The 19,640-nt window shown below is 72.6% G+C and carries 15 protein-coding genes; 3 read left to right on the top strand and 12 right to left on the bottom strand.

Annotated elements, in window-relative coordinates; genetic code table 11:
- Positions 1-66: 66 nt before the first annotated feature.
- The 12 genes from ACFWIC_RS39215 to ACFWIC_RS39270 all read right to left on the bottom strand — a co-directional run bounded on the left by ACFWIC_RS39215 (position 67) and on the right by ACFWIC_RS39270 (position 14,226).
- Positions 67-2,439: a M4 family metallopeptidase gene (locus tag ACFWIC_RS39215; RefSeq protein WP_380521840.1), complete on the bottom strand. Its 2,373-nt coding sequence runs from the start codon at positions 2,437-2,439 to the stop codon at positions 67-69.
- A 591-nt stretch (positions 2,440-3,030) separates the two neighbouring features.
- Entirely contained in the window at positions 3,031-3,819 is a 789-nt protein-coding gene (locus ACFWIC_RS39220; protein ID WP_380361965.1) for a FadR/GntR family transcriptional regulator, read from the bottom strand.
- Positions 3,810-4,823 (bottom strand): aldo/keto reductase, encoded by a 1,014-nt coding sequence (locus ACFWIC_RS39225; protein WP_329950745.1) that lies wholly within the window; start codon positions 4,821-4,823, stop codon positions 3,810-3,812. The genes ACFWIC_RS39220 and ACFWIC_RS39225 overlap by 10 nt, the downstream gene beginning before the upstream one ends.
- Before the next feature lie 36 nt (positions 4,824-4,859).
- The gene (locus ACFWIC_RS39230) at positions 4,860-5,951 is read right to left on the bottom strand and encodes a PfkB family carbohydrate kinase (RefSeq protein WP_380521842.1); all 1,092 of its coding nucleotides are present in this window, start codon (positions 5,949-5,951) and stop codon (positions 4,860-4,862) included.
- Entirely contained in the window at positions 5,948-6,709 is a 762-nt protein-coding gene (locus ACFWIC_RS39235) for an SDR family oxidoreductase (RefSeq protein WP_380361969.1), read from the bottom strand. Before ACFWIC_RS39235 ends, ACFWIC_RS39230 begins: the two co-directional genes overlap by 4 nt.
- Entirely contained in the window at positions 6,706-7,794 is a 1,089-nt protein-coding gene (locus ACFWIC_RS39240) for a zinc-binding dehydrogenase (RefSeq protein WP_380521844.1), read from the bottom strand. Before ACFWIC_RS39240 ends, ACFWIC_RS39235 begins: the two co-directional genes overlap by 4 nt.
- Positions 7,791-8,228, bottom strand: a complete 438-nt coding sequence (locus tag ACFWIC_RS39245; protein ID WP_355407653.1) for an RbsD/FucU domain-containing protein — start codon at positions 8,226-8,228, stop codon at positions 7,791-7,793. The genes ACFWIC_RS39240 and ACFWIC_RS39245 overlap by 4 nt, the downstream gene beginning before the upstream one ends.
- Positions 8,219-9,115, bottom strand: coding sequence for an amidohydrolase family protein (locus tag ACFWIC_RS39250; protein WP_380361974.1), 897 nt, complete (start codon positions 9,113-9,115; stop codon positions 8,219-8,221). Before ACFWIC_RS39250 ends, ACFWIC_RS39245 begins: the two co-directional genes overlap by 10 nt.
- Positions 9,108-10,442, bottom strand: coding sequence for an enolase C-terminal domain-like protein (locus ACFWIC_RS39255; RefSeq protein ID WP_380521846.1), 1,335 nt, complete (start codon positions 10,440-10,442; stop codon positions 9,108-9,110). Before ACFWIC_RS39255 ends, ACFWIC_RS39250 begins: the two co-directional genes overlap by 8 nt.
- Before the next feature lie 83 nt (positions 10,443-10,525).
- Entirely contained in the window at positions 10,526-11,569 is a 1,044-nt protein-coding gene (locus tag ACFWIC_RS39260) for an ABC transporter permease (protein WP_380521848.1), read from the bottom strand.
- Positions 11,562-13,124 (bottom strand): sugar ABC transporter ATP-binding protein, encoded by a 1,563-nt coding sequence (locus tag ACFWIC_RS39265; protein WP_380521850.1) that lies wholly within the window; start codon positions 13,122-13,124, stop codon positions 11,562-11,564. The genes ACFWIC_RS39260 and ACFWIC_RS39265 overlap by 8 nt, the downstream gene beginning before the upstream one ends.
- A gap of 46 nt (positions 13,125-13,170) precedes the next feature.
- The gene (locus tag ACFWIC_RS39270; RefSeq protein ID WP_380361982.1) at positions 13,171-14,226 is read right to left on the bottom strand and encodes a sugar ABC transporter substrate-binding protein; all 1,056 of its coding nucleotides are present in this window, start codon (positions 14,224-14,226) and stop codon (positions 13,171-13,173) included.
- A 1,202-nt stretch (positions 14,227-15,428) separates the two neighbouring features.
- Between ACFWIC_RS39270 and tatC the strand changes: the two genes are divergently transcribed.
- The 3 genes from tatC to ACFWIC_RS39285 all read left to right on the top strand — a co-directional run bounded on the left by tatC (position 15,429) and on the right by ACFWIC_RS39285 (position 19,585).
- On the top strand, positions 15,429-16,334 hold the full coding sequence (gene tatC / locus ACFWIC_RS39275; protein WP_380521855.1) for a twin-arginine translocase subunit TatC: 906 nt from the start codon (positions 15,429-15,431) through the stop codon (positions 16,332-16,334).
- A gap of 575 nt (positions 16,335-16,909) precedes the next feature.
- On the top strand, positions 16,910-17,155 hold the full coding sequence (locus tag ACFWIC_RS39280; protein ID WP_380521851.1) for a response regulator transcription factor: 246 nt from the start codon (positions 16,910-16,912) through the stop codon (positions 17,153-17,155).
- Between the two features lie 468 nt (positions 17,156-17,623).
- On the top strand, positions 17,624-19,585 hold the full coding sequence (locus ACFWIC_RS39285; protein WP_380521853.1) for a family 20 glycosylhydrolase: 1,962 nt from the start codon (positions 17,624-17,626) through the stop codon (positions 19,583-19,585).
- The last annotated feature ends 55 nt before the right edge of the window (positions 19,586-19,640 follow it).

The following is a 19,640-nucleotide window of genomic DNA, read 5'->3' on the forward strand; positions in this document are numbered from 1 at the left end:
ACCCGGGCCCGTCGGTGGGCCCGGGTGCTGCGGCGTCCGCGAAGGGGCAGACGAGAGCCTTCCGGGTCAGTCGCCGATCTCGACGGCGAGGTCGTCGAGGACGAAGCTGGTCCTGAGGCTGAAGTCCTCGGTCCCCTTGAACATCAGGGTCACGGTCTGCCCGGCGTAGGCCGAGAGGTCGACGCTCCGCCGGGCGTAGCCGTCGGCCCGGTCGAGGTTCGAGTGGGCCGCCAGTTGGGTGCCGTTGACCGTGACGGTGAGCCGGTCGAAGGCGACGGCGCTCGTGTCCTCGTCCGAGTCGACGTGCAGCCAGTACCCGAGGCTCGCCCGGCAGCCCGCCGGGACGGTGACCGTCTGGGCGAGGGTGTCCGTGCGGGAGGATCCGTACCCGTTCAGCCAGGCCTTCCACGCGCCGTCGTGGGCGGCCTGGCTCGGGTCGGCGTCCACCACTCCGGAGGTGGCCGTCCAGGGCGCCGCCGTGCCGCTCTCGAAGCCGGCGTTCCCGAGCAGTCGGGCGGAGGGACACGGGCCGGTGCCGTCGGTGACGGCCCAGGTGAACCGGGTGTCGGCGGTCGCGCCCGAGGCGAACGTCGCGGTCACGGTCACCGTCGTGGACCCGGCGCCGGTGGGTGTGCCGGCGATCCTGCCGGTGCCGGCGTCGATCGCCAGCCCGGCCGGCAGGCCCTCGGCCGAGAAGGTGGGCTCACCGGCAGCAGTGGGGGCCGCGATCAGGAGTTCGGCCGGCGTCCCGACCGCGGTGACCTGGTCGCCCGGGTGGGTGACCACGGGCGTGGTGGGGAGGACGGCTCCCACGTTGACGGCGGCCCAGGCCGCCCCGACGGTGGCGTACGCCGCGCTGTTCGCGCCGTAGAGCTCGGCGGCGGCCCGGAGGGTGGCCGTGCGGGCCCCGGCGAAGTCGGTGGTGGAGGTCATGTGGACGGTCAGCGCGCGGTACCAGATGGCGGCCGCCATGTCCCGGCCGATGCCGGTGACGGTGATGCCGCCCCGGGTGGGCGAGTCGTAGTGGACGCCGTTGATGTCCTTCGGCCCGCTGCCCTCGGCGAGGAGGTAGAAGAAGTGGTTGGCGACCCCGGAGGAGTTGTGGACGTCCAGCCGGCCGACGCCCCGGTACCAGGAGTCGGGTGATTCGCCGTCCTTGGAGGGCTTGTCCATGTACCGCAGGGGGGAGCCGTTGCCGAAGAGGTCGAGCTTCTCGCCGATGAGGTAGTCGGGGGTGTCGGCGGGGAGGTCGGCGTGGAATTCCACCATGGAGCCGAGGATGTCGCTGGTGGCCTCGTTCAGGGCGCCGGACTCGCCGGAGTAGACGAGGCCGGCCGTGACGGAGGTGACGCCGTGGGTCATCTCGTGGCCCGCGACGTCGATGCTGGTCAGCGGGTGGGTGTCGCGGTCGCCGTCGCCGAACGTCATGCAGAAGCAGCCGTCGTCCCAGAACGCGTTCACGTACCCGCTGCCGTAGTGCACGCGGCTGAGGGCGCCGACCCCGTCGCCGCGGATCCCCGCGCGGCCGAAGGCGTCCTTGTAGTAGTCCCAGGTGGCTCCGACGCCGAAGTGGGCGTCGACCGCCGCCGACTCGCGGTTGACCGGCGTGCCGTCGCCCCAGCCGTCCTCGGTGGGCCGGGTGAAGACGGACCCGTTGCCGGAGCTGCGGTTGCCCAGGTCCGTGGTGTAGCTGCCGCCACGGGCGGCGTCCCGGAGCTCGTACCCCGACCCGGTCGCCGTGGTGCCCACCGTGACCTCTCCGACGTGGACGCCGTGACCGGTACCGGTCTGCACGCCCTCGAAGGTCCGGAGCAGCGTGCCCTCGGCCGCGTCGGTGATCACGTGCAGCTTGCTCGGGCCGCCGTCGGCGGCGGTTCCGGCGAGCACGGTCTCCCAGGCGAGTCGGGGCGCGCCGTCCGCCGCCCAGACCACGAGCCGCGGCGCGTGGCCGACCGGGGCGCCCGGCCGGGAGTCGAGCGCCGACGTCTGCGCCGCTGCGGCGTCGATCGCGGGCGTGCTGCCGAGGCCTGCCAGCGACGCGGTCGAGGCGCGGTCGACGTCCTTCACCGCCCCGTCGGAGCCCTGGTGCACCACCAGGTCGCCGCCGAGGACGGGCATTCCGGCGTAGGTGCGTTCGTAGCGCAGGTGCCGGGTGCCGTCGGCGTCGTGGACGACGTCCTTGGCGACCAGCTTCTCCTGCCCGGTGAGCCCCAGGCTCCGGGCGAGGTCGGCTCCCTGGCGGTCCGCGGCAGCCAGCGCGGCCGACCGGTCGGCGGCGGGCTGCACCGGGGCGACGGAGGGCACCGGGGCGTTGGGGGCGGCGGACACGGTGGGGGCGGCGGACACGGCGGGGGCGGCGCACACCGAGGTACCGGTCACCAGCAGCGCGGTGGTGACGGCGAGCGGGACGAGCCGGTGCAGGGGAACGGAACGGGACACGGAATCTCCTTTGCCTGCCGGCCTTCGACGGGCCGGCTTCTGGGTCCGCGCCGCAGAGGGCGGCGCGTGGGGACGGTCGGCACTCGGCGCGGGGACACCGGGGCGGGCCGCCGGGGCTCCAGGCGGTCTGGGAGGTACAGGAGGAGCTGCCGCGCAGCGGAAGCTCTCCGATTCATGGCATGCGCATGACATGAAAGTGGGCACAGATCGCCCTGACGGGGGGCGCGAGACGCTTCATCGAGGCTCGCGCAATGCCGCTTCCCCGCAACCGACTTGAGGAAGGGGCCACCTGAAGCCTAGCCCAGGCATCACGGAACCATGTTTGACTGTGCTCGATTTTATTGTTTTCTGTTGGTAATTTCGGCCATCCCGACGCTCGAAGCACCTCCGGCGAAAGTGCCGGTGAGCAGCCGTCACACCGGCGCCCGCAGCGGCGCCCGCAGCGGCGCGGGCCGGGTCACCTGGCCCGACGTCGGCCGCTGCCGCATCCGTCATCGACCGGATCCGCGCGCCTTCGCCTCCTCGGGCGAGGCGACGGGCGCAGCGGGGCGGGGCCGCGCGTCGGCCCCGCCCCGCCCGCCGTCGCCGCACTCACGGCGAACATCCGCCAGCCGCGCCGCCGTTGCCGGGATCGCCGTCCTCGGGCTCGCTGTTGCCGGGCTCGCTGTTGCCGGGCTCGCCGGGACGGAGTTCCCCCGCGCTCAGACGCTCCCGGAGCCACTGTTCGGTGCTGCTGACGTGCAGCAGCGCGGCCGCCTCACTGAGGGAGGCGTCGCGGACGGACAGGGCGTTGAAGATCGCCTCGTGCTCGGCGAGGGTCCGGCCCGCGGCCCGGACGTCGGCGAAACCACGCAGGACGCGGGCCCGCAGGGTGCGACCGGAGATGCTCTCCAGCAGGGTGAGGAGGGTTTCGTTGCCCGTCGCCGCCACGACGGCGCGGTGGAAGGCGGCGTCGTGGACGTTGAGCCGTGCGACGTCGTCGCGGGCCTCGCGCATGGCGTCCAGGTGACCCTTCACCTCGGCCAGTTGCTCGTCCGAGATCCGGGTGGCCGCCAGCGCCGTGGCAACGGGTTCGAGGAGCCGCCGTACCTCGACCAGGTCCCGCAGAGCCACCGAGTCGCTCTGGAGCAGTTCCACCGCACCGCCGAGACCCTCCAGGAGCACGCTCGGCTGAAGGCTGGTCACGTACGTGCCGTCGCCGCGCCGGACCTCCAGCACGCGTGCGACGGCCAGTGCCTTGACGGCCTCCCGCGCGAGGTTTCGGGAGAGGCCAAGTTGGACGGCCAGAACGGGCTCCGGGGGGAGCTTCGACCCGGGAGGCAGGGCGCCGGTCCTGATCAGCTCACGGATCTCTTCTATGGCCCTGTCCGTCAGCGACACTCCGTGCCTCTCCCCCGGCCCTGCTCCAGGGGCACGTCCGACCTGATGAGACCCCGGGCGCGGAGGTCGCTCCAGAGTCCTTCGGGCGTGTTCCTGCCGTGGAGTTCCACGTTCCGTACGACCTGTTCCGGGTTCCGCATGCCGAGGGTGACGTTGATGACCTGGGAATGGGTCAGCGGGAAGGCGATCGCCGCCGCGGGCAGCGTGGTGCCGTGAGCCTCGCAGACCTCCGCGATCGCACGGGCCCGGGCGACGAGGTCACGAGAGGCCTCCCGGTAGTCGTACCTCATGCCCTCGACGGGCCAGTCCCGGGAGAGCAGACCCGAGTTGAACACGCCCACCGCCACGACGCTCTTGCCGAGTTCCCGGGCGGCGGGCAGGACGTCGTCCAGGGCGGACTGGTCGAGCAGGCTGTAGCGCCCGGCGAGCATCACGACGTCGGCGGCGGTCTCGCGCAGGAAGCGGGCGAGCATGGCCGACTGGTTCATGCCCGCGCCGATCGCACCGATCACGCCCTGGTCGCGCAGTTCCGCGAGCGCGGGCATGGCCTCCTCGGCCGCCTGCCGCCAGTGGTCGTCCGGGTCGTGCAGGTACACGACGTCCAGCCGGTCCAAGCCGGTGCGCTCCAGCGTGTCCTCGACGGACCGGAGCACTCCGTCGCGGCTGAAGTCCCACTGCCGGCGCAGGTCGTCCGGCACGGCGAAGCCCTCGGGGTCGATGCCCTGCGGATCCTCGTTGGGCACGAGCAGCCGGCCCACCTTCGAGGAGACGACGTACTCGTCGCGGGGCCGGCCCCGCAGGGCGTCGCCGAGGCGGCGCTCGGAGAGGCCGAGGCCGTAGTGCGGTGCGGTGTCGAAGTACCGCACGCCGGCGTCCCACGCGGTGTCGACGGCGGCTGTCGCGACGTCGGCCGGGGTGATGCGGTAGAGGTTGCCGATGACGGAGGCTCCGAAGCCCAGCTCGGTGAGGGGGATGGAGGTGCTCTGGATGTTCCGCTGCTGCACGTCGTGCTCCTGGAGTAGGGGTGTGGGGGGTGTCCGTCAGCGGCTGACGTGGGCCGACCCGCCCGCGACGAGTGCCTCGACCTCGGCGAGGGTGGCCATGGAGACGTCTCCGGGCGTGGTCATGGTGAGGGCCCCGTGGGCGGTGCCGTAGGCCAGGGCGCGCTCCAGGCCGGTGCCGCCGAGCAGTCCGTGGATCAGGCCGGCCGCGAAGCCGTCGCCGGAGCCGATGCGGTCGAGGACGTGCAGTCCTGGCATGCGGTGCCCGGCGACGAAGCCGGTCTCCGCCGACCAGGCGGCCGAGGACCAGTCGTTGACCCCGGCCGAGGGCACGTCACGCAGGGTCGTCGCCAGCACTTTCGCCCCGGGCAGCAGACCGGCGACCTCCGCGAGGGCTCCGGCGACCTCGTCGGCCCCGACGCGGGCCTGCCCCGGGTGCGCGCCGGCCAGGCCCAGGGCGCCGACCACGACGTCGGCGTGCCGGGCGAGCCGCAGGTCCACCTCTCGGGCCCGGACGGCGCCGCCCCGGCCGGCCCAGAGACTGGCGCGGTAGTTGGGGTCGTAGGAGGTCGTGACACCGTGTCGGCGGGCCGCGGCCATGGCCTCGTCGGCGACGTCGGCGGTGGTGTCCGACAGACCGGCGAAGATGCCGCCGGTGTGGAACCAGCGCACCCCGGCCGAGAAGACGGCGTCCCAGTCCACGTCGCCCTTGCCCAACTGCGAGACGGCCGTGTGCGCACGGTCGCTGACGCCGAGCGCGCCGCGGATGCCGTACCCCCGCTCGACGAAGTTCAGGCCGTTGCGTGCCGTGCGGCCCACGCCGTCGTCGGGCGTCCACCGGATCATCGAGGTGTCGACGCCTCCCTGGAGGATCAGGTCCTCGACGAGGCGGCCCACCGCGTTGTCCACGAGCGCGGTGACGACGGCCGTGCGGAGGCCGAAGCAGCGGCGCAGGCCGCGAACGACGTTGTACTCGCCGCCGCCCTCCCAGACCTGGAACGAGCGGGCGGTGCGGATCCGGCCCTCACCCGGGTCGAAGCGCAGCATCACCTCGCCCAGAGCGACGACCTCCGGGCCGTTTCCCGTTCTCCTCGTCGCGGCCGGTGCGGATTCCGGTCCGGTGCCGCTCATCGGCCGAGCCAGCCGCCGTCGACGGGCAGAACGGTGCCGTGGACGTAGGCGGCGGCGTCCGAGGCCAGGAATACGACGGCGCCGGCGAGGTCGTCGGCGCTGCCCCAGCGGCCGGCGGGGATGCGCTCCAGGATGGCCTTGCTGCGCGCCGGGTCGTCCTGGAGTGCCCGGGTGTTGTCGGTGGCGATGTAGCCGGGCGCGACGGCGTTGACGTTGACGCCGCGCGAGGCCCACTCGTTGGCCAGCGCCTTGGTCAGGCCGGCGACGCCGTGCTTGGCGGCGGTGTAGCCGGGGACGGTGATGCCGCCCTGGAAGCTCAGCAGCGACGCCGTGAAGACGATCTTCCCCCGGCCGCGTGCCGCCATCGTCGCGCCCACGGCCCTGGTCAGCGCGAACTGCGCGGTCAGGTTGACCTGGAGCACCAGGTCCCAGTCGTCGTCGGCGTGTTCGGCGGCGGGGGCGCGGCGGATCGTGCCCGCGTTGTTGACCAGGATGTCCACCGGCCGTTCGCGACCGGCGAGGTCCGCGCCCAGGGCGCGGACGGCCTCGCGGTCGGCGAAGTCGGTGCGGATCGCCTCGAACGTGCGGCCGGCGGCGATCACGTCCTCCTCCACCGCGCTGCCGGACTCCTCCAACGAGGCGCTGACGCCGATGACGTCCGCCCCCGCTTCGGCGAGCGCACGGGCCACGGCCCGGCCGATGCCGCGCCGCGCTCCCGTGACGACGGCGAGCCTCCCGGTGAGGTCGAAGGGCGTCATGCGGCGTCTCCCCGGTCGTTGTCGGTGCCTTCCACGGTGGTGCCGTCCACGGTGGTGCCTTCCACCGCGGTGCAGTCCACCAGGATCTTCATCACGTCGCCGCCGCCCTCCAGGGCCTCGAACGCGGCGGGTGCCCGGGTGAGCGGTACGACCTTGCTGATCAGCCGCTCGGCCGGGATCGTACCCTCGGCGACGAGGGTGACCGCCCTCTCGAAGTCGGAGCGGTCGTACAACCGGGCTCCCACCAGGGTGAGTTCGCGCCAGAAGAAGCGGTGCAGGTTCACCTCGCGGGGTCGGGGGTGGATGGCCACCAGGCACAGCCGTCCGCGCGCGCCCAGCACGTCGACCGCCGTGTCGACGCCGCCTGCCGCACCGGACACCTCGAAGGCGACGTCCGCCCCCGCGTCACCGGTCCACTGCCGGACCAGCGCCGGCAGGTCGTCGTCGGCGGGGTTCCAGGCGGTCAGACCCAACTCCTCGGCGAGCAGGCGACGGTGGGTGCTCAGCTCGACGACCCGGACCTCGGCGCCCGCCGCCCGCGCGACCAGGGCGATGAGGACGCCGACGGGTCCGCCGCCGACCACGACGGCCTTCTCGCCCGCCCGGACGCCGGCCCGTGCGACGTCGTGCACGGCCACCGCGGTGGGTTCGACGAGCGCGGCGCGGTCCAGGGGCAGGGAGTCCGGGAGCCGGACCAGGGTGGAGGCGGGCACCGTCCAGCGCTGCTGCAGCGCGCCCGGGGAGTCGATGCCGATGAAGTCGAGGTGCTGGCAGATGTGCTGGTGACCGGCCCGGCAGGCCGGACAGGTGTCGTCCCAGCGCAGCGGCATCACGGTGACCGCGTCACCGGGCCGCCAGCCCTCGACGTCCGGGCCGACGCGTACGACGCGGCCGGACATCTCGTGTCCGAGGACGGCGGGCGCGACCACGCGGGCGTCCATGTCGCCGTGGAAGATGTGCAGGTCGGTGCCGCAGATGCCGACGTAGGCGGGCGCCAGCAGCACCTCCCCGGGACCGGGCTCGGGGGTCTCGGCGGGTGCCGTGTCGAGGGTTCGTGCGGCCAGGTAGCGGACTGCGAGTGTCATCGTGGTGTCAGTGTCCCTTCAGCGCGGACGCCGATGGTGAGCAGCAGGTTGGCGTAGGTGCGGGTGTCGGCGGTGACGACGGCGAGGGCCAGGTCCCGCGAGCGGGCGGCCTCGTAGAAGGCGGCGCGGTCGAGTGCCGTGACCGGTCGGGGTGCCAGCACGGAGCGGTACTCGGCGAGGGCCGGCGGCTCCGGTTCGCCCGCGGGCGGCACCATCACGTGGGCCGACTCGACGGGCAGCGCGCGCAGCAGGACGTCCAGCACGGTGGTGACGTCGAGCAGGCCCGGGGCCAGGTTGAGGTGGACGGTCCTGGCGCGCTCGCCGGTGGCGGTGCTGGCGGGGTAGTGGCCGTCGGCGAGCAGGACGCGGGCGCCGTGGCCGGCGCCGGCGAGGGATTCGAGGATCCCGGGGTGCAGCAGCTCGTTCAGGAGCACGGGCGTGGACCTTCCGTCGTTGCGGACAGCCGGTAGAAGGAGGTCGCCGTACCGGAGAGCACGGCCTGCTTCTCGCTCTCGGAGCAGTCGTCGAGCAGTTCCTCGACGGTGGCGGCCCAGCGGTTCCAGCCGCCGGCGAGGACGCAGACCGGCCAGTCGGAGCCGAACATCAGCCGGTCGGGGCCGAAGGCGTCCAGCAGGACGTCCCAGACCGGCCGGACGTCGTCGATCGTCCAGGTCCGGTGGTCGGCCTCCGTGATCAGCCCGGAGACCTTGCACCGCACGTGGGGGGATCCGGCCAGCACGCGCAGCTTCGGCTCCCAGTCGGACAGCGCGCGGCCGACGGGCGGCTTGCCGGCGTGGTCCAGGACCAGGGGCAGGTCGGGGAGGCGCTGGGCGAGTCGGATCGCCTGGGGGAGCTGGTCGCTGCGGATGAGGGCGTCGTAGCCGAGCCCGCTGTCCCGGACGGCCCGCAGGCCCCGTTCGACGGTGTGGCGTTGCAGCCACTCGGGGTCGTCCTCGCCCTGCACGACGTGCCGCAGGGCCCGCAGGTGCCCGCCTCCGGGTCCGGAGCGCAGGTCGTCGAGCACGTCGCCGATCGCGGGTGAGGTGAGGTCCGCCCAACCGACGACGGCGCCGATCAGCGGGTCCTGTTCGGCGAGGGCCAGCAGCTCCCGCGTCTCGGCGACGGACGTCACGCACTGCACGAGCACGGTGCTCGTGAGCCGCCGCCCGGAGATCGTCCGGGTCGCGGTCCGTCGCAGGTCGTCGACCGTGTGCGTCCGGCGGATCGGCTCGTGGCCGGGCTCGTCCAGCCAGGGCTGCGGCCGGCGGTCCAGGTCCCACACGTGGTGGTGGGCGTCGATCAGGGGCGTCGGCTCAGACACGGGCGGACCAGACCGGGCCGTCGGGGTAGGCGTACTCCTTGAGGGACTCGGCGTGCATCTGCGCGCCCAGCCCGGGACGCGCGGGTGCGAGGTAGTGGCCGTCGGTGATGCGGACCGGGTCGACGAAGTGCTCGTGCAGGTGGTCGACGTACTCGATGACCCGGTCCTCGACCGTGCCGGAGACGGCGACGTAGTCGAACATCGACAGGTGCTGCACCATCTCGCAGAGGCCGACACCACCGGCGTGCGGGCAGACCGGGACGCCGAACTTGGCGGCGAGCAGCAGGATCGCGATGTTCTCGTTGACGCCGCCGACCCGTGCGGCGTCGATCTGCACGATGTCCACCGCGCCGGCCTGGAGGAGCTGCTTGAAGACGACCCGGTTGGCGATGTGCTCGCCGGTGGCGACCTTGACCGGGCCGACGGCGCTGCGGACGGCGGCGTGGCCGAGGATGTCGTCGGGCGAGGTGGGCTCCTCGATCCAGTACGGCCGGTAGGGGGCCAGGGCGCTCATCCAGTCGATCGCGGCCTGGACGTCCCACCGCTGGTTGGCGTCCACCGCGATGCGGATGTCGTCGCCGACCGCCTCACGGGCGGTGCGCAGGCGCCGTACGTCGTCCTCCAGGGAGGCGCCGACCTTGAGCTTGATCTGGGTGAAGCCGTCGGCGACGGCCTCGCGGGCGAGGCGGGCCAGCTTCTCGTCGGAGTATCCGAGCCAGCCCGGCGTGGTGGTGTAGGCGGGGTAGCCCCGGTCGAGCAGCCGGCCGATGCGCTGTTCGCGACCGGGTTCGGCGCGGCGCAGGATCTCCAGGGCCTCCTCGGGGGTGAGCGCGTCGCTGAGCCAGCGGAAGTCGATCTGCGCGACCAGCTCCTCCGGCGACATCTCGCCCAGGAACCGCCAGACGGGCTTGTCGACGCGCTTGGCCGCGAGGTCCCAGGCGGCGTTGACGACGGCGCCGACGGCCATGTGGATGGCGCCCTTCTCCGGACCCAGCCAGCGCAGCTGGGGGTCGTGGACGAGGGAGCGGGAGAAGGCTCCGAGGTCGGCGCAGACCTCGTCGACGGACAGGCCGACCACGTGCGGGGCGAGGGCCGCGATGGCGGCGGCCTGCACGTCGTTGCCGCGCCCCGTGGTGAAGGCCAGGGCGTGGCCCTCCAGTTCGTCGGCGGCGTCGGTGCGCAGGACGACGTAGGCGGCCGAGTAGTCCGGCTCGGGGTTCATCGCGTCCGAGCCGTCGAGGTGCTCGGAGGTGGGGAAGCGCACGTCCAGGACGTCGAGGGCGGTGATGCGGGCGGATTCCGGGGAGGCGGGCAGGGGGGATGACATGGCGACAACTCCTTGGTGGGCAGGGGAACACGGTCCCCTGCGACGAGATGGGGGGGGAAGGGCGTGGGGCGTGGGCGCCCGGGTCACTCCTGGGCCTTGCCGCCCGTGATGCGCGAGATGATCAGCGCCACCAGGATGATCAGGCCGTTCAGCGCCCCGATCCACTGGGCGGGGACGCCCCCGAGGGTGAGCACGTTCTGGATCATGAAGAGGAGCAGGATGCCGCTGAAGGCTCCGAACATCGTGCCCTTGCCGCCGTTGAGGCTGATCCCGCCGATGACGGCGGCGGCGAAGACGGTGAAGATGTAGCCGTCGCCCTGGGCCGCGGCGACGGAGGCGAGCCGTCCGGAGAGCAGCAGTCCGGCGAGGGCGGCGAGCACGCTGCCGCTGACGATGACGATCCACAGCACCCGGTCGGTGCGGATGCCGGCCGCCTTCGCCGCGTCGACGTTGCCGCCGATCGCGTACAGGGAGCGGCCGAAGCCGGTCCAGCCGAGGAGGACGACGGCGACGGCGAACAGCGCCAGGCAGATCCAGATGGACGCCGGCATGCCGAACCACTCCGCGGTGCCCAGGTAGAGCATGGAGGGCGGGAGCTGGAAGAACGTCTGGCCGCCGGAGAGGCCGGTGAGGATGCCGCGCAGGACGATCAGCATGCCGAGGGTCACGATGAAGCCGTTGAGCCCGAAGCGGATGATCAGCAGGGCGTTGAGCACACCGACGACCGCGCCCACGGCGAGGGTCACCGGTACGGCCCAGGCCCCGGGGACCAGCCCGAGCCCGTGTCCGGCACCGGCCGGAACGACCAGCAGGGCGGCGACCCCGGGGGCGAGTCCCATGGTGGACTCCAGGGACATGTCCATCTTCTTGACGATCAGGATCATCGTCTGGGCGAGGACCAGCAGGGCGATCTCGGACATGGTCTGCAGGACGTTGACGAGGTTGTCGGCCTGCAGGAACACGGGGTTGACGATCTGGCCGACGATCGCGATGACCACGATCGCGGGGACGAGCGCGAGGTCCCGGAGCCGGGCCAGCGGCACCCGGCCGCCGAACAGCGCGGTCCGCCTCGCCCGCGGTTCCGTGGCCTCCGGTGGGGCTGTGTCCACGAGGACGGTGTCAGGCATTGAGGTCCACTCCTTCCATCGCGGCCACGAGGTCGTGATCGTGCCAGCCGCGGGCGATCTCCGATGTCACACGGCCCTGGAACATCACGAGGACCCGGTCGCACATGCGCAGGTCGTCGAGTTCGTCGGAGGCGACGAGCACTCCGGTGCCGGTCCGCGCCGTCTCCTCGACCTTGCCGAGGAGGAATTCCTTGGACCGCACGTCCACCCCGGCGGTCGGGTTGATCAGGACCAGCAGCCGGGGGTCGTCGGCGAGGGCGCGCGCCATGACGACCTTCTGCTGGTTGCCGCCGGAGAGCGCGGAGACGGGCAGGTCGGGCCCAGGAGTCTTGATGGCCAGCTTCTCGATCATGCTCGCGGCGAGCCGGTCCCGGCGGGCGCGGCTCAGGAAGCCGTTGCTGCCGATCCGGCCCGGTACGGACAGGGTGGCGTTGTCCGCGATCGACATGTCGGGCACGAAGCCCTGGTGGTGCCGGTCCTGCGGAACGAATCCGGCACCCGCCGCCAGCGCCGCCGGCACGCTGCCCGGCCGGGGCCGGTGGCCCGCGATCTCCAACTCGCCGCCGTCTGCGGCCCGCAGCCCCACGACGGTCTCGGCGACCTCGGTGCGACCGCTGCCCGCGGCCCCCGCGAGCCCGACGATCTCCCCCGCGGCGACCCGGAAGGTGACGCCGCCGTAGGTGGCACCGCTCATGCCGCGGACGCTCAGCGCGGCCGTGGCACCGGGGTCGGCGGTACTCACCCGTTCCCCGCGCCGGGTGGCGGCGGCCTCGCCGGTCATCGCGGCGACCAGCTCGCCGCGGGGGAACTCCGTCACCGGCGCGGTCACGATGTGCCGGGCGTCCCGGAACACCGTCACCGTGTCGCAGATCTCGTAGACCTCCTGGAGGTGGTGACTGATGAACAGGAAGGTCACGCCCTGGTCCTGCAGATCGCGGATCCTGTCGAAGAGCCGGTTGATGGCCGCCCCGTCGAGCTGGGCGGTCGGCTCGTCCAGGATGATGAACCGGGCCCCGAAGGACAGGGCCCGGGCGATCTCCACGAACTGCCGCTGCTCCACGTCGAGATCGCCGGCGGGGGTCCGGGGATCGACGTCCACCGACCAGGTCGCCAGCAGTTCCTCCGCGCGGCGGCGCACGTCCCCCCAGCTGATCAGGCGACCGCGGCCGGGGGCGTGCCGGTTCAGGAAGAGGTTCTCGGCGACGGTCAGCGTGGGGATGATCGTCGACTTCTGGTAGACGCAGGCCACGCGCCGGCGCCAGGCGTCCCGGTCCGCCTGCCGCGGCGCCGGGCTGCCGGCGAAGGTGACCGTTCCCTCGTCGGGGGCCTGAAGGCCGGTGAGGACGGACACCAGGGTGGACTTTCCGGCCCCGTTGCGGCCGACCAGCGCGTGGGTCTCACCGGGTCTGATGGTGATCCGGGCGCCGTTGAGGGCCACCGTCGGACCGAATCGTTTGACGATGCCCGTCGCCTCGACGACGGGCGGGTCCGTGAGGGTCCGCCCGTCGCCCGCCGGGGCGGGCACGGGGCCGACCACTCGCTCCCCGTCGCTCATCTCAACCGCCTTCTGCTCGAATGCCGTGGGGTTGCCGGTCGGGAGGTCAGCCGACGTTGTTGCCCCACAGGGACTCGTCGTCGCTCTTCACACTGGCCACGCCGCCGTAGGTGCCGCCGTCGGCGGTGACGAGCGGGGCCTGGAGCTGGTCCTCCAACAGACCGTCACGGACCTGGACGATCGTGCTGTCGTGGTCGGTGGGGCCGGGCTGGAACGTCTTCCCGTCGATCGCGGCCCTCAAGTAGTGCAGGGCGTACCGGGCGTAGAGGTCGGCCGGCTGGGAGACGGTGGCGTCGATCTTCCCCGCGGCGATGTTCCTGAGCTCCTCGGGGATGCCGTCGTTGGAGACGACGAAGACGTGCTTCTCGTCCTTCGGGTCCACCAGCAGCCCCGCCTGCTTCAGGACCTGGAGCGTGCCGGCGAGGGCGAAGCTGGACTGCATGTAGACGCCCTTGATGTCCGGGTTGGCGACGAGGTCCGTCTGGAGCTTCTGCGCGGCGACCGCGCCGTCCCAGTTGGTGGCCTCGCCGAACACCTTGATGCCGGGGAAGTTCTTCTTCATGCAGTCGTTGAACGCCTCGGTGCGGTCACGGCCGTTGATGGAGGACAGGTCGCCCTCCAGCATCACGACCTTGCCCCGGCCGTCCAGCTTCGTACCGAGGTACTGGCACGCCTTCTCCCCGTACGCCCGGTTGTCGGCCCGCACCACCATGAAGACCTTGCCGCTGTCCGGGCGGGTGTCCACGGTCACGACGGGGATCTTCTTCGCGGCCAGCTGATCCAGCGTCGGGGCGATGGCGGCGGTGTCCTGCGGGGCCATCGCGATGCCCTTGACGCCCTGGCTGATGAAGGTCTGGGCGTTGGCGGTGAGCTTGGCGACGTCTCCCTGGGAGTTGGTGGTCTTCAGGGACAGGCCTAACTGCCCCGCGGACCCGGGCGTGTACTTGATGTACGAGTTCCAGAAGTCGGTGTCGGAACGCGGGTAGTCCACGCCGATCAGCGGCCGGTCCGACGACGCGGTGGTTCCGGAGCCGCATGCGCCGAGCAGCGCGACGGCGGAGAGCGCGGAGACGGTGGAGCAGAGGGCGTTTCTGAGTCTCATCGGTGGTTCCTCGTGGTGGTCCCGGAGCAGGGGATCGCCCCTAGCGGATACGGCAGGTGTCACGCTGCGGAGACATGGGATGTTTATAGGTCTCAGCCGAAGAAGCTGTCAATGCCTCGGTGGAACCATGCTGCAAATAAGGCATTCCGCGACGGCGAGGGGCCAGGTCCGCTCAGATCGACCGACGATTGATCCCATCAATAGCGAGAATCGACGGCGCGGCGTCACGGGCCGCCGTCCACTCCCGAGCGGCGTCGGCCGGGCGCCGCGCCCCTCGGTCGACTCGGGCACGGCCACTCGGGGAGGACGCCCGGTCCGCGATGCCGGCCGACGGCCGGGCCTCGGGATCGGTCGGTGCGGATGTGGCACCGGCGGGCCCGAGTCCTTCGCGGCACGGGCCCGACCGCACTGCGGTCACTCCGGCCGGCGACCGGTCCGGGCCGGCCCGCTCACGCGGCCCCGGCTCGGATCGGGTCAGGCAGGACGGCGGGCGAGTTCGGCGCGGGTGGTCCGGAGCCCGACCAGGCCGCGGGCGACATGGTTCTCGACCGTGCGGATCGGGCCACCTGGGCGGTCACGAGCGCCGGGTCGTCGCCGGCCCCCGTCACTGTCCGCTCGACGTGGCGCGGCAGTGGGCCTGCCATCGTGCCTATGTTTACGCAACCATCTCCCTGTGGCAAGCATCCTGACCGCCGGGACGGTCCCCCCGACCGTGCCGGCCCGGCCGAGCGAACGGGTTGACATCGGTACGGAAGGAGCGTTGACGGACGGGTCGAACAGCCCGCAGACTTTGCGCACCGGCGGGGCCTCCACGGACCGCCGGAACGGTTGCGGGCCGTCACCCGCGGATCAGCGGCCCCGAGCCGACTGCCCTGCCGACCGCCCCGCCGACCGCCGTTCCCGCGGTCGACCGTGCCCGCTCCGCGGTCGGACGAAATCGGCCCGCCCGGCTCGCCCGTCACGGGTCCCGCACCCGCCGTCCTGATGCAGAGGAGGTGCGTTCCGTTTTTTCGTCGGCGTCGTAGGGCCACCAGCGCGGCCCGCGCCGCGAGCTCTTGTCCCGTCCCGCCTCGGCGCGGATCCACCCGAGGCCCGCCGGTCGGCGGGCCTCCGAACACCGGCCGAGGTGCGGGTTGAGCAAGCTGATCAAGGTACGGAAGACACCCGGGGCGCTCAGGGCGTCCAAGGACCCCGAGGGGCGGATGGCCCTCGCCGACCACCTGCGGGAGCTGCGCAACCGCGTGGCCAAGTCGGTCCTGGCGATCGTCGTGTTCACCGTCCTGGCGCTGTTCTTCCACAAGAGGATCGAGGACTTCCTGCTGCAGCCGCTCCGCTGCACCCCGGAGATCATCGCCACGGGGAAGGAGAAGTGCGCGCAGGTCTCGACCATCGGCCTCACGGCCGGCTTCACCTGGATGCTCAAGGTCGCCCTGACCGCCGGCGTGGTGGCCACCGTCCCCGTCTGGCTCTACCAGATCTGGGCCTTCGTCGTGCCCGGTCTGCACCGGAACGAACGCAAGTACACCCGGATCTTCGTCGCCTGCGGCGCCCCGCTGTTCCTGGCCGGAGCCGCCCTGGCGATGGTGCTGCTGCCGACGACGGTCCAGATGCTCATGTCGTTCACCCCCGACAACACCACGCCGATCCTGCCGCCCGACGACTACTTCGACATCGCCACCCGGCTGGTCCTGGTCTTCGGCCTGGCCTTCGAGTTCCCGCTGCTGCTGGTGATGCTCAACCTGACCGGCATCGTCACCGGCAAGCGGCTGCTCGGCTGGTGGCGCGGGATGGTACTGGGCATCACCGTCTTCGCCGCGTTCGCCACCCCGAGCGTCGACCCGCTGAGCATGCTGGCACTGGCCGCACCGATCTGGGCCCTCTTCTTCCTCGCCTGCGGCATCGCGACGGTCCACGACCGGCGCAAGGCCCGGCGCAACCCCGACCACGGGCTCGGCGCCGACGAGGCCTCCGACGTCGACCTCACGGTGCAGCCGGTGGCGGAGGTGGCGGCCGTCGAGGCCTCCACCCGGCCGGCCGCGAGCATCGAGGTGCACCTCCCCCGCCAGGAACACCCGGAACACCGGGCGCACCTGGACGACATCACCTGATCCGACGGCGGGCGGCCGAGCCGCACGCCACGGCGCCCGACCCACCGGACCGGGGCCGTGACTCCCGGGACCCCCGACCGCCCGGATCACGATTGCGCATCCCACCGGGCTCCGGAGCCGCCTCCGCACTCCTTCCCCTGGAAGCGGTTCGCGCCGGGGCACACCGTGACCGGGTCGTGGTCGGGCCGGTCACGGTGACCTGCGCGGCCGACGCGGCGCGCCGCCGGCGCGGTGTCGGGGAGGCGGGTGTTCCGTGAGCGGGTTCGGCCGGAGGCCGGGGTGCGGTTCGGGGCCGGTAGCGGGATCGCGGCGGCCCCGTGCGGTCACCGGGCGAACCAGAGACTTCCGGCGCGGGGCGGGCGCCGGGCGCGACCCGAACCGGCCACGGCCTTCTCGTCCGCGACGAAGACGATCCGCGCGCTGCCGAACCCCCACGCGTGCTGATCCCGACCACGTACGAGACCGACGCCCACATCCTGCGCGCCGTCCAGGCGGGCGCGACCGGCTAGCTGCTCAAGGACGCCGACCCGGACACCCTCCGGCAGGCGATCCGCTCGGCCGCCGCAGGTGAGACGGTGCTCGCGTCCCCGGTCGCCTCGCGGCTGCTGGCCCACATGCAACAGCCCGCCGCCGCCCTGACCGCGAGGGAACCGGCGATCGTCCAGCGCCTCGACCGCGGCGACACCGACCGCGAGATCGCCGGTGCGCTGACCATCTCCGAGGCGACCGTGAAGTCGCATCTGGTGCACATGTTCTCGAAGCTCGGCGTCAACAGCCGCACCGAGGTCGTCGCCGAGGCCCGCCGCCGCGGACTGCTGTGACGCGGGGGCGGCGGCCTGCTGTGACGCGGGCCGTCCGCTCCCGAGGTCCCCGCGCGGCCGTCCGCTGGCCGGAAAGGCCCGGGCCTTGGTCCGGTCCACCGCGCGGGCCGCGGTCGCGGGGGATCTCCCGGCCCGGTCCCGGCGGCGCGCGGTCGCCGGGCGCGCCCGCGGCAAACCACGTCGTGCCGGTGCTGACGACGGCGGCCGGGCGCCACGCGGCGGGGCAGCACGCCGGGCCTCGGTCCCGAGGTTCCACCTCACGTCAACAGATCTGCGCGATCATGCGCGATCCGGCCGAGTTTCGAGCATCTCTTGACTCGATCTCCGAACCTGCGTTGCACTGGTGCGAGTTCGTCCCTGCCCTCTGCACACGCCGGGACTGTCGGGGACACCATCGGCACCCCGGCCCGCCCGACACCTCCGCTCCCCCGCCCCCCGGGTCTCCCCCGCCTGCCTCCGGAGCTCCCCATGAGACTGCTCAGGCTGTTGACCGTGGCCGTCTGTACCGCGGCGGCCCTCGTCCTACCCGGCTCGGCGTCCGCCGACAGTGCCGCCCCGGCCACCGGCACCGCCACCGGCACCGCCGCGCCGCCGCAGACCGTGCCCGCGCTGCGCCAGTGGACGGCCGACGTCGGCTCGTACACCTTGACCACCGCGAGCCGGATCGTCCTCGACCCCGTCCACGGCGCCCAACTCGCCGAGGACGCCGCCACCTTCGCCGACGACCTCGGCCTGCTGGCGGGCCGTCACGTCCCGGTGGTCCTCGGCACCGCCGGTACGGGCGACATCGCCCTCACCCTCGGCGACGACGCCCTGCCCGCCGAGGGCTACCGGCTGACGGTCGCCGCGTCGGTCACCGTCCGGGCCGGGACCACCACCGGCGCGTTCTACGGCACCCGGACCCTCCTCCAACTGCTCCACCAGTCGGCCACCGTGCCGGCCGGGACGGCGGTCGACTGGCCGGCCAAGACCGAACGCGGGCTGATGATCGACCAGGGCCGGAAGTTCTTCACCGTCGACTGGGTGAAACAGCACATCAAGGAGCTGGCCTACCTCAAGCTCAACTACTTCCACTTCCACCTGTCGGACACCCACGGCTTCCGCCTGGAGAGCTCCACCCACCCCGAGATCGTCTCCGCCGACCACTACTCCAAGCAGGACATCGCCGACCTGGTCGCCCTCGGCCGGAAGTACCACATCACCGTCGTCCCCGAGATCGACACCCCCGGGCACATGAACCCCATCCTCGCCGCCCACCCCGAACTCGCCCTGCGCAACAGCTCCGGCACGGCCGACCCCGCCTTCATCGACCTCTCGAAGCCCGAGGCCTACACGCTGATCAAGGACCTGATCAACGAGTACCTGCCGCTGCTCCCCGCCCCCTACTGGCACATCGGCGCCGACGAGTACGTCGACGACTACAGCCGCTACCCCCAGCTGCTCGCCTACGCCCGCGCCCACTACGGCGCGAACGCGACCGCCAAGGACACCTACTACGGCTTCGTCAACTGGGCCGACGCCCTGGTGCGGGCCGCCGGCAAGACCACCCGGATGTGGAACGACGGCATCAAGGCCGGCGACGGCACCATCGCCCCCCACCCCGACATCCTGGTCGAGTACTGGTACGACTACGGCCTCACCCCCCAACAGCTGGCCGCCGCCGGGCACCGGGTCGCCAACGAGTCCTGGACCCCGACCTACTACGTGCTCGGCGGCGCCAAGCCCGACACCAGGTGGATGTACGAAACCTGGACGCCCGACCTCTTCCAGGGCGGCCGGACCCTCGCCGACCCGACCAGGAACCCCGGCTCACTGATCCACGTCTGGTGCGACAACCCCAACGCCGAGACCGAGGACCAGATCGCCGCCGGCATCATGTACCCGCTCCGCGGACTCGCCCAACAGACCTGGGGATCAGCCAAGTTGACGGCCACCTACGCGTCGTTCGTCCCGATCGCCGCCGCCGTCGGCCACAACCCCGCCTGGCCCGGCACCGGCGGACCCGGCAACCTGGCCCGCAACCGCCCGACCACCGCCTCCAGCACCGAGACCGCCGACTTCCCCGCCGCCCACGCCACCGACGGCGACGGCGGCACCCGCTGGTCGAGCACCTACGGCGACCCGCAGTGGCTGCAGGTCGACCTCGGCTCGACACAGACGGTCAACCGGGTCGTACTGCGCTGGGAGACCGCCTACGGCAGGGCCTTCCGGATCCAGCTGTCCGACGACGGCACCACCTGGCGCACCGTCCACACCACCACCGCCGGCACCGGCGGCGTCCAGGACCTCACCGGCCTGACCGGCTCCGGCCGCTACCTCCGGATGTACGGCACCGCGCGCGGCACCGGCTGGGGCTACTCGCTCCACGAGATCGAGGTCTACGGCGGCCCGCCGGGCGGAGCCGGCGCGCCGGTGCCGGCGTCCGGCTGACCGACCCGGCCCCACCCCGGCCCGTGCTCCGCCGCCCGACCGGGCGGCGGAGCAC

Source organism: Kitasatospora sp. NPDC127035 (genome assembly GCF_042726075.1).
Taxonomy (GTDB): domain Bacteria; phylum Actinomycetota; class Actinomycetes; order Streptomycetales; family Streptomycetaceae; genus Kitasatospora.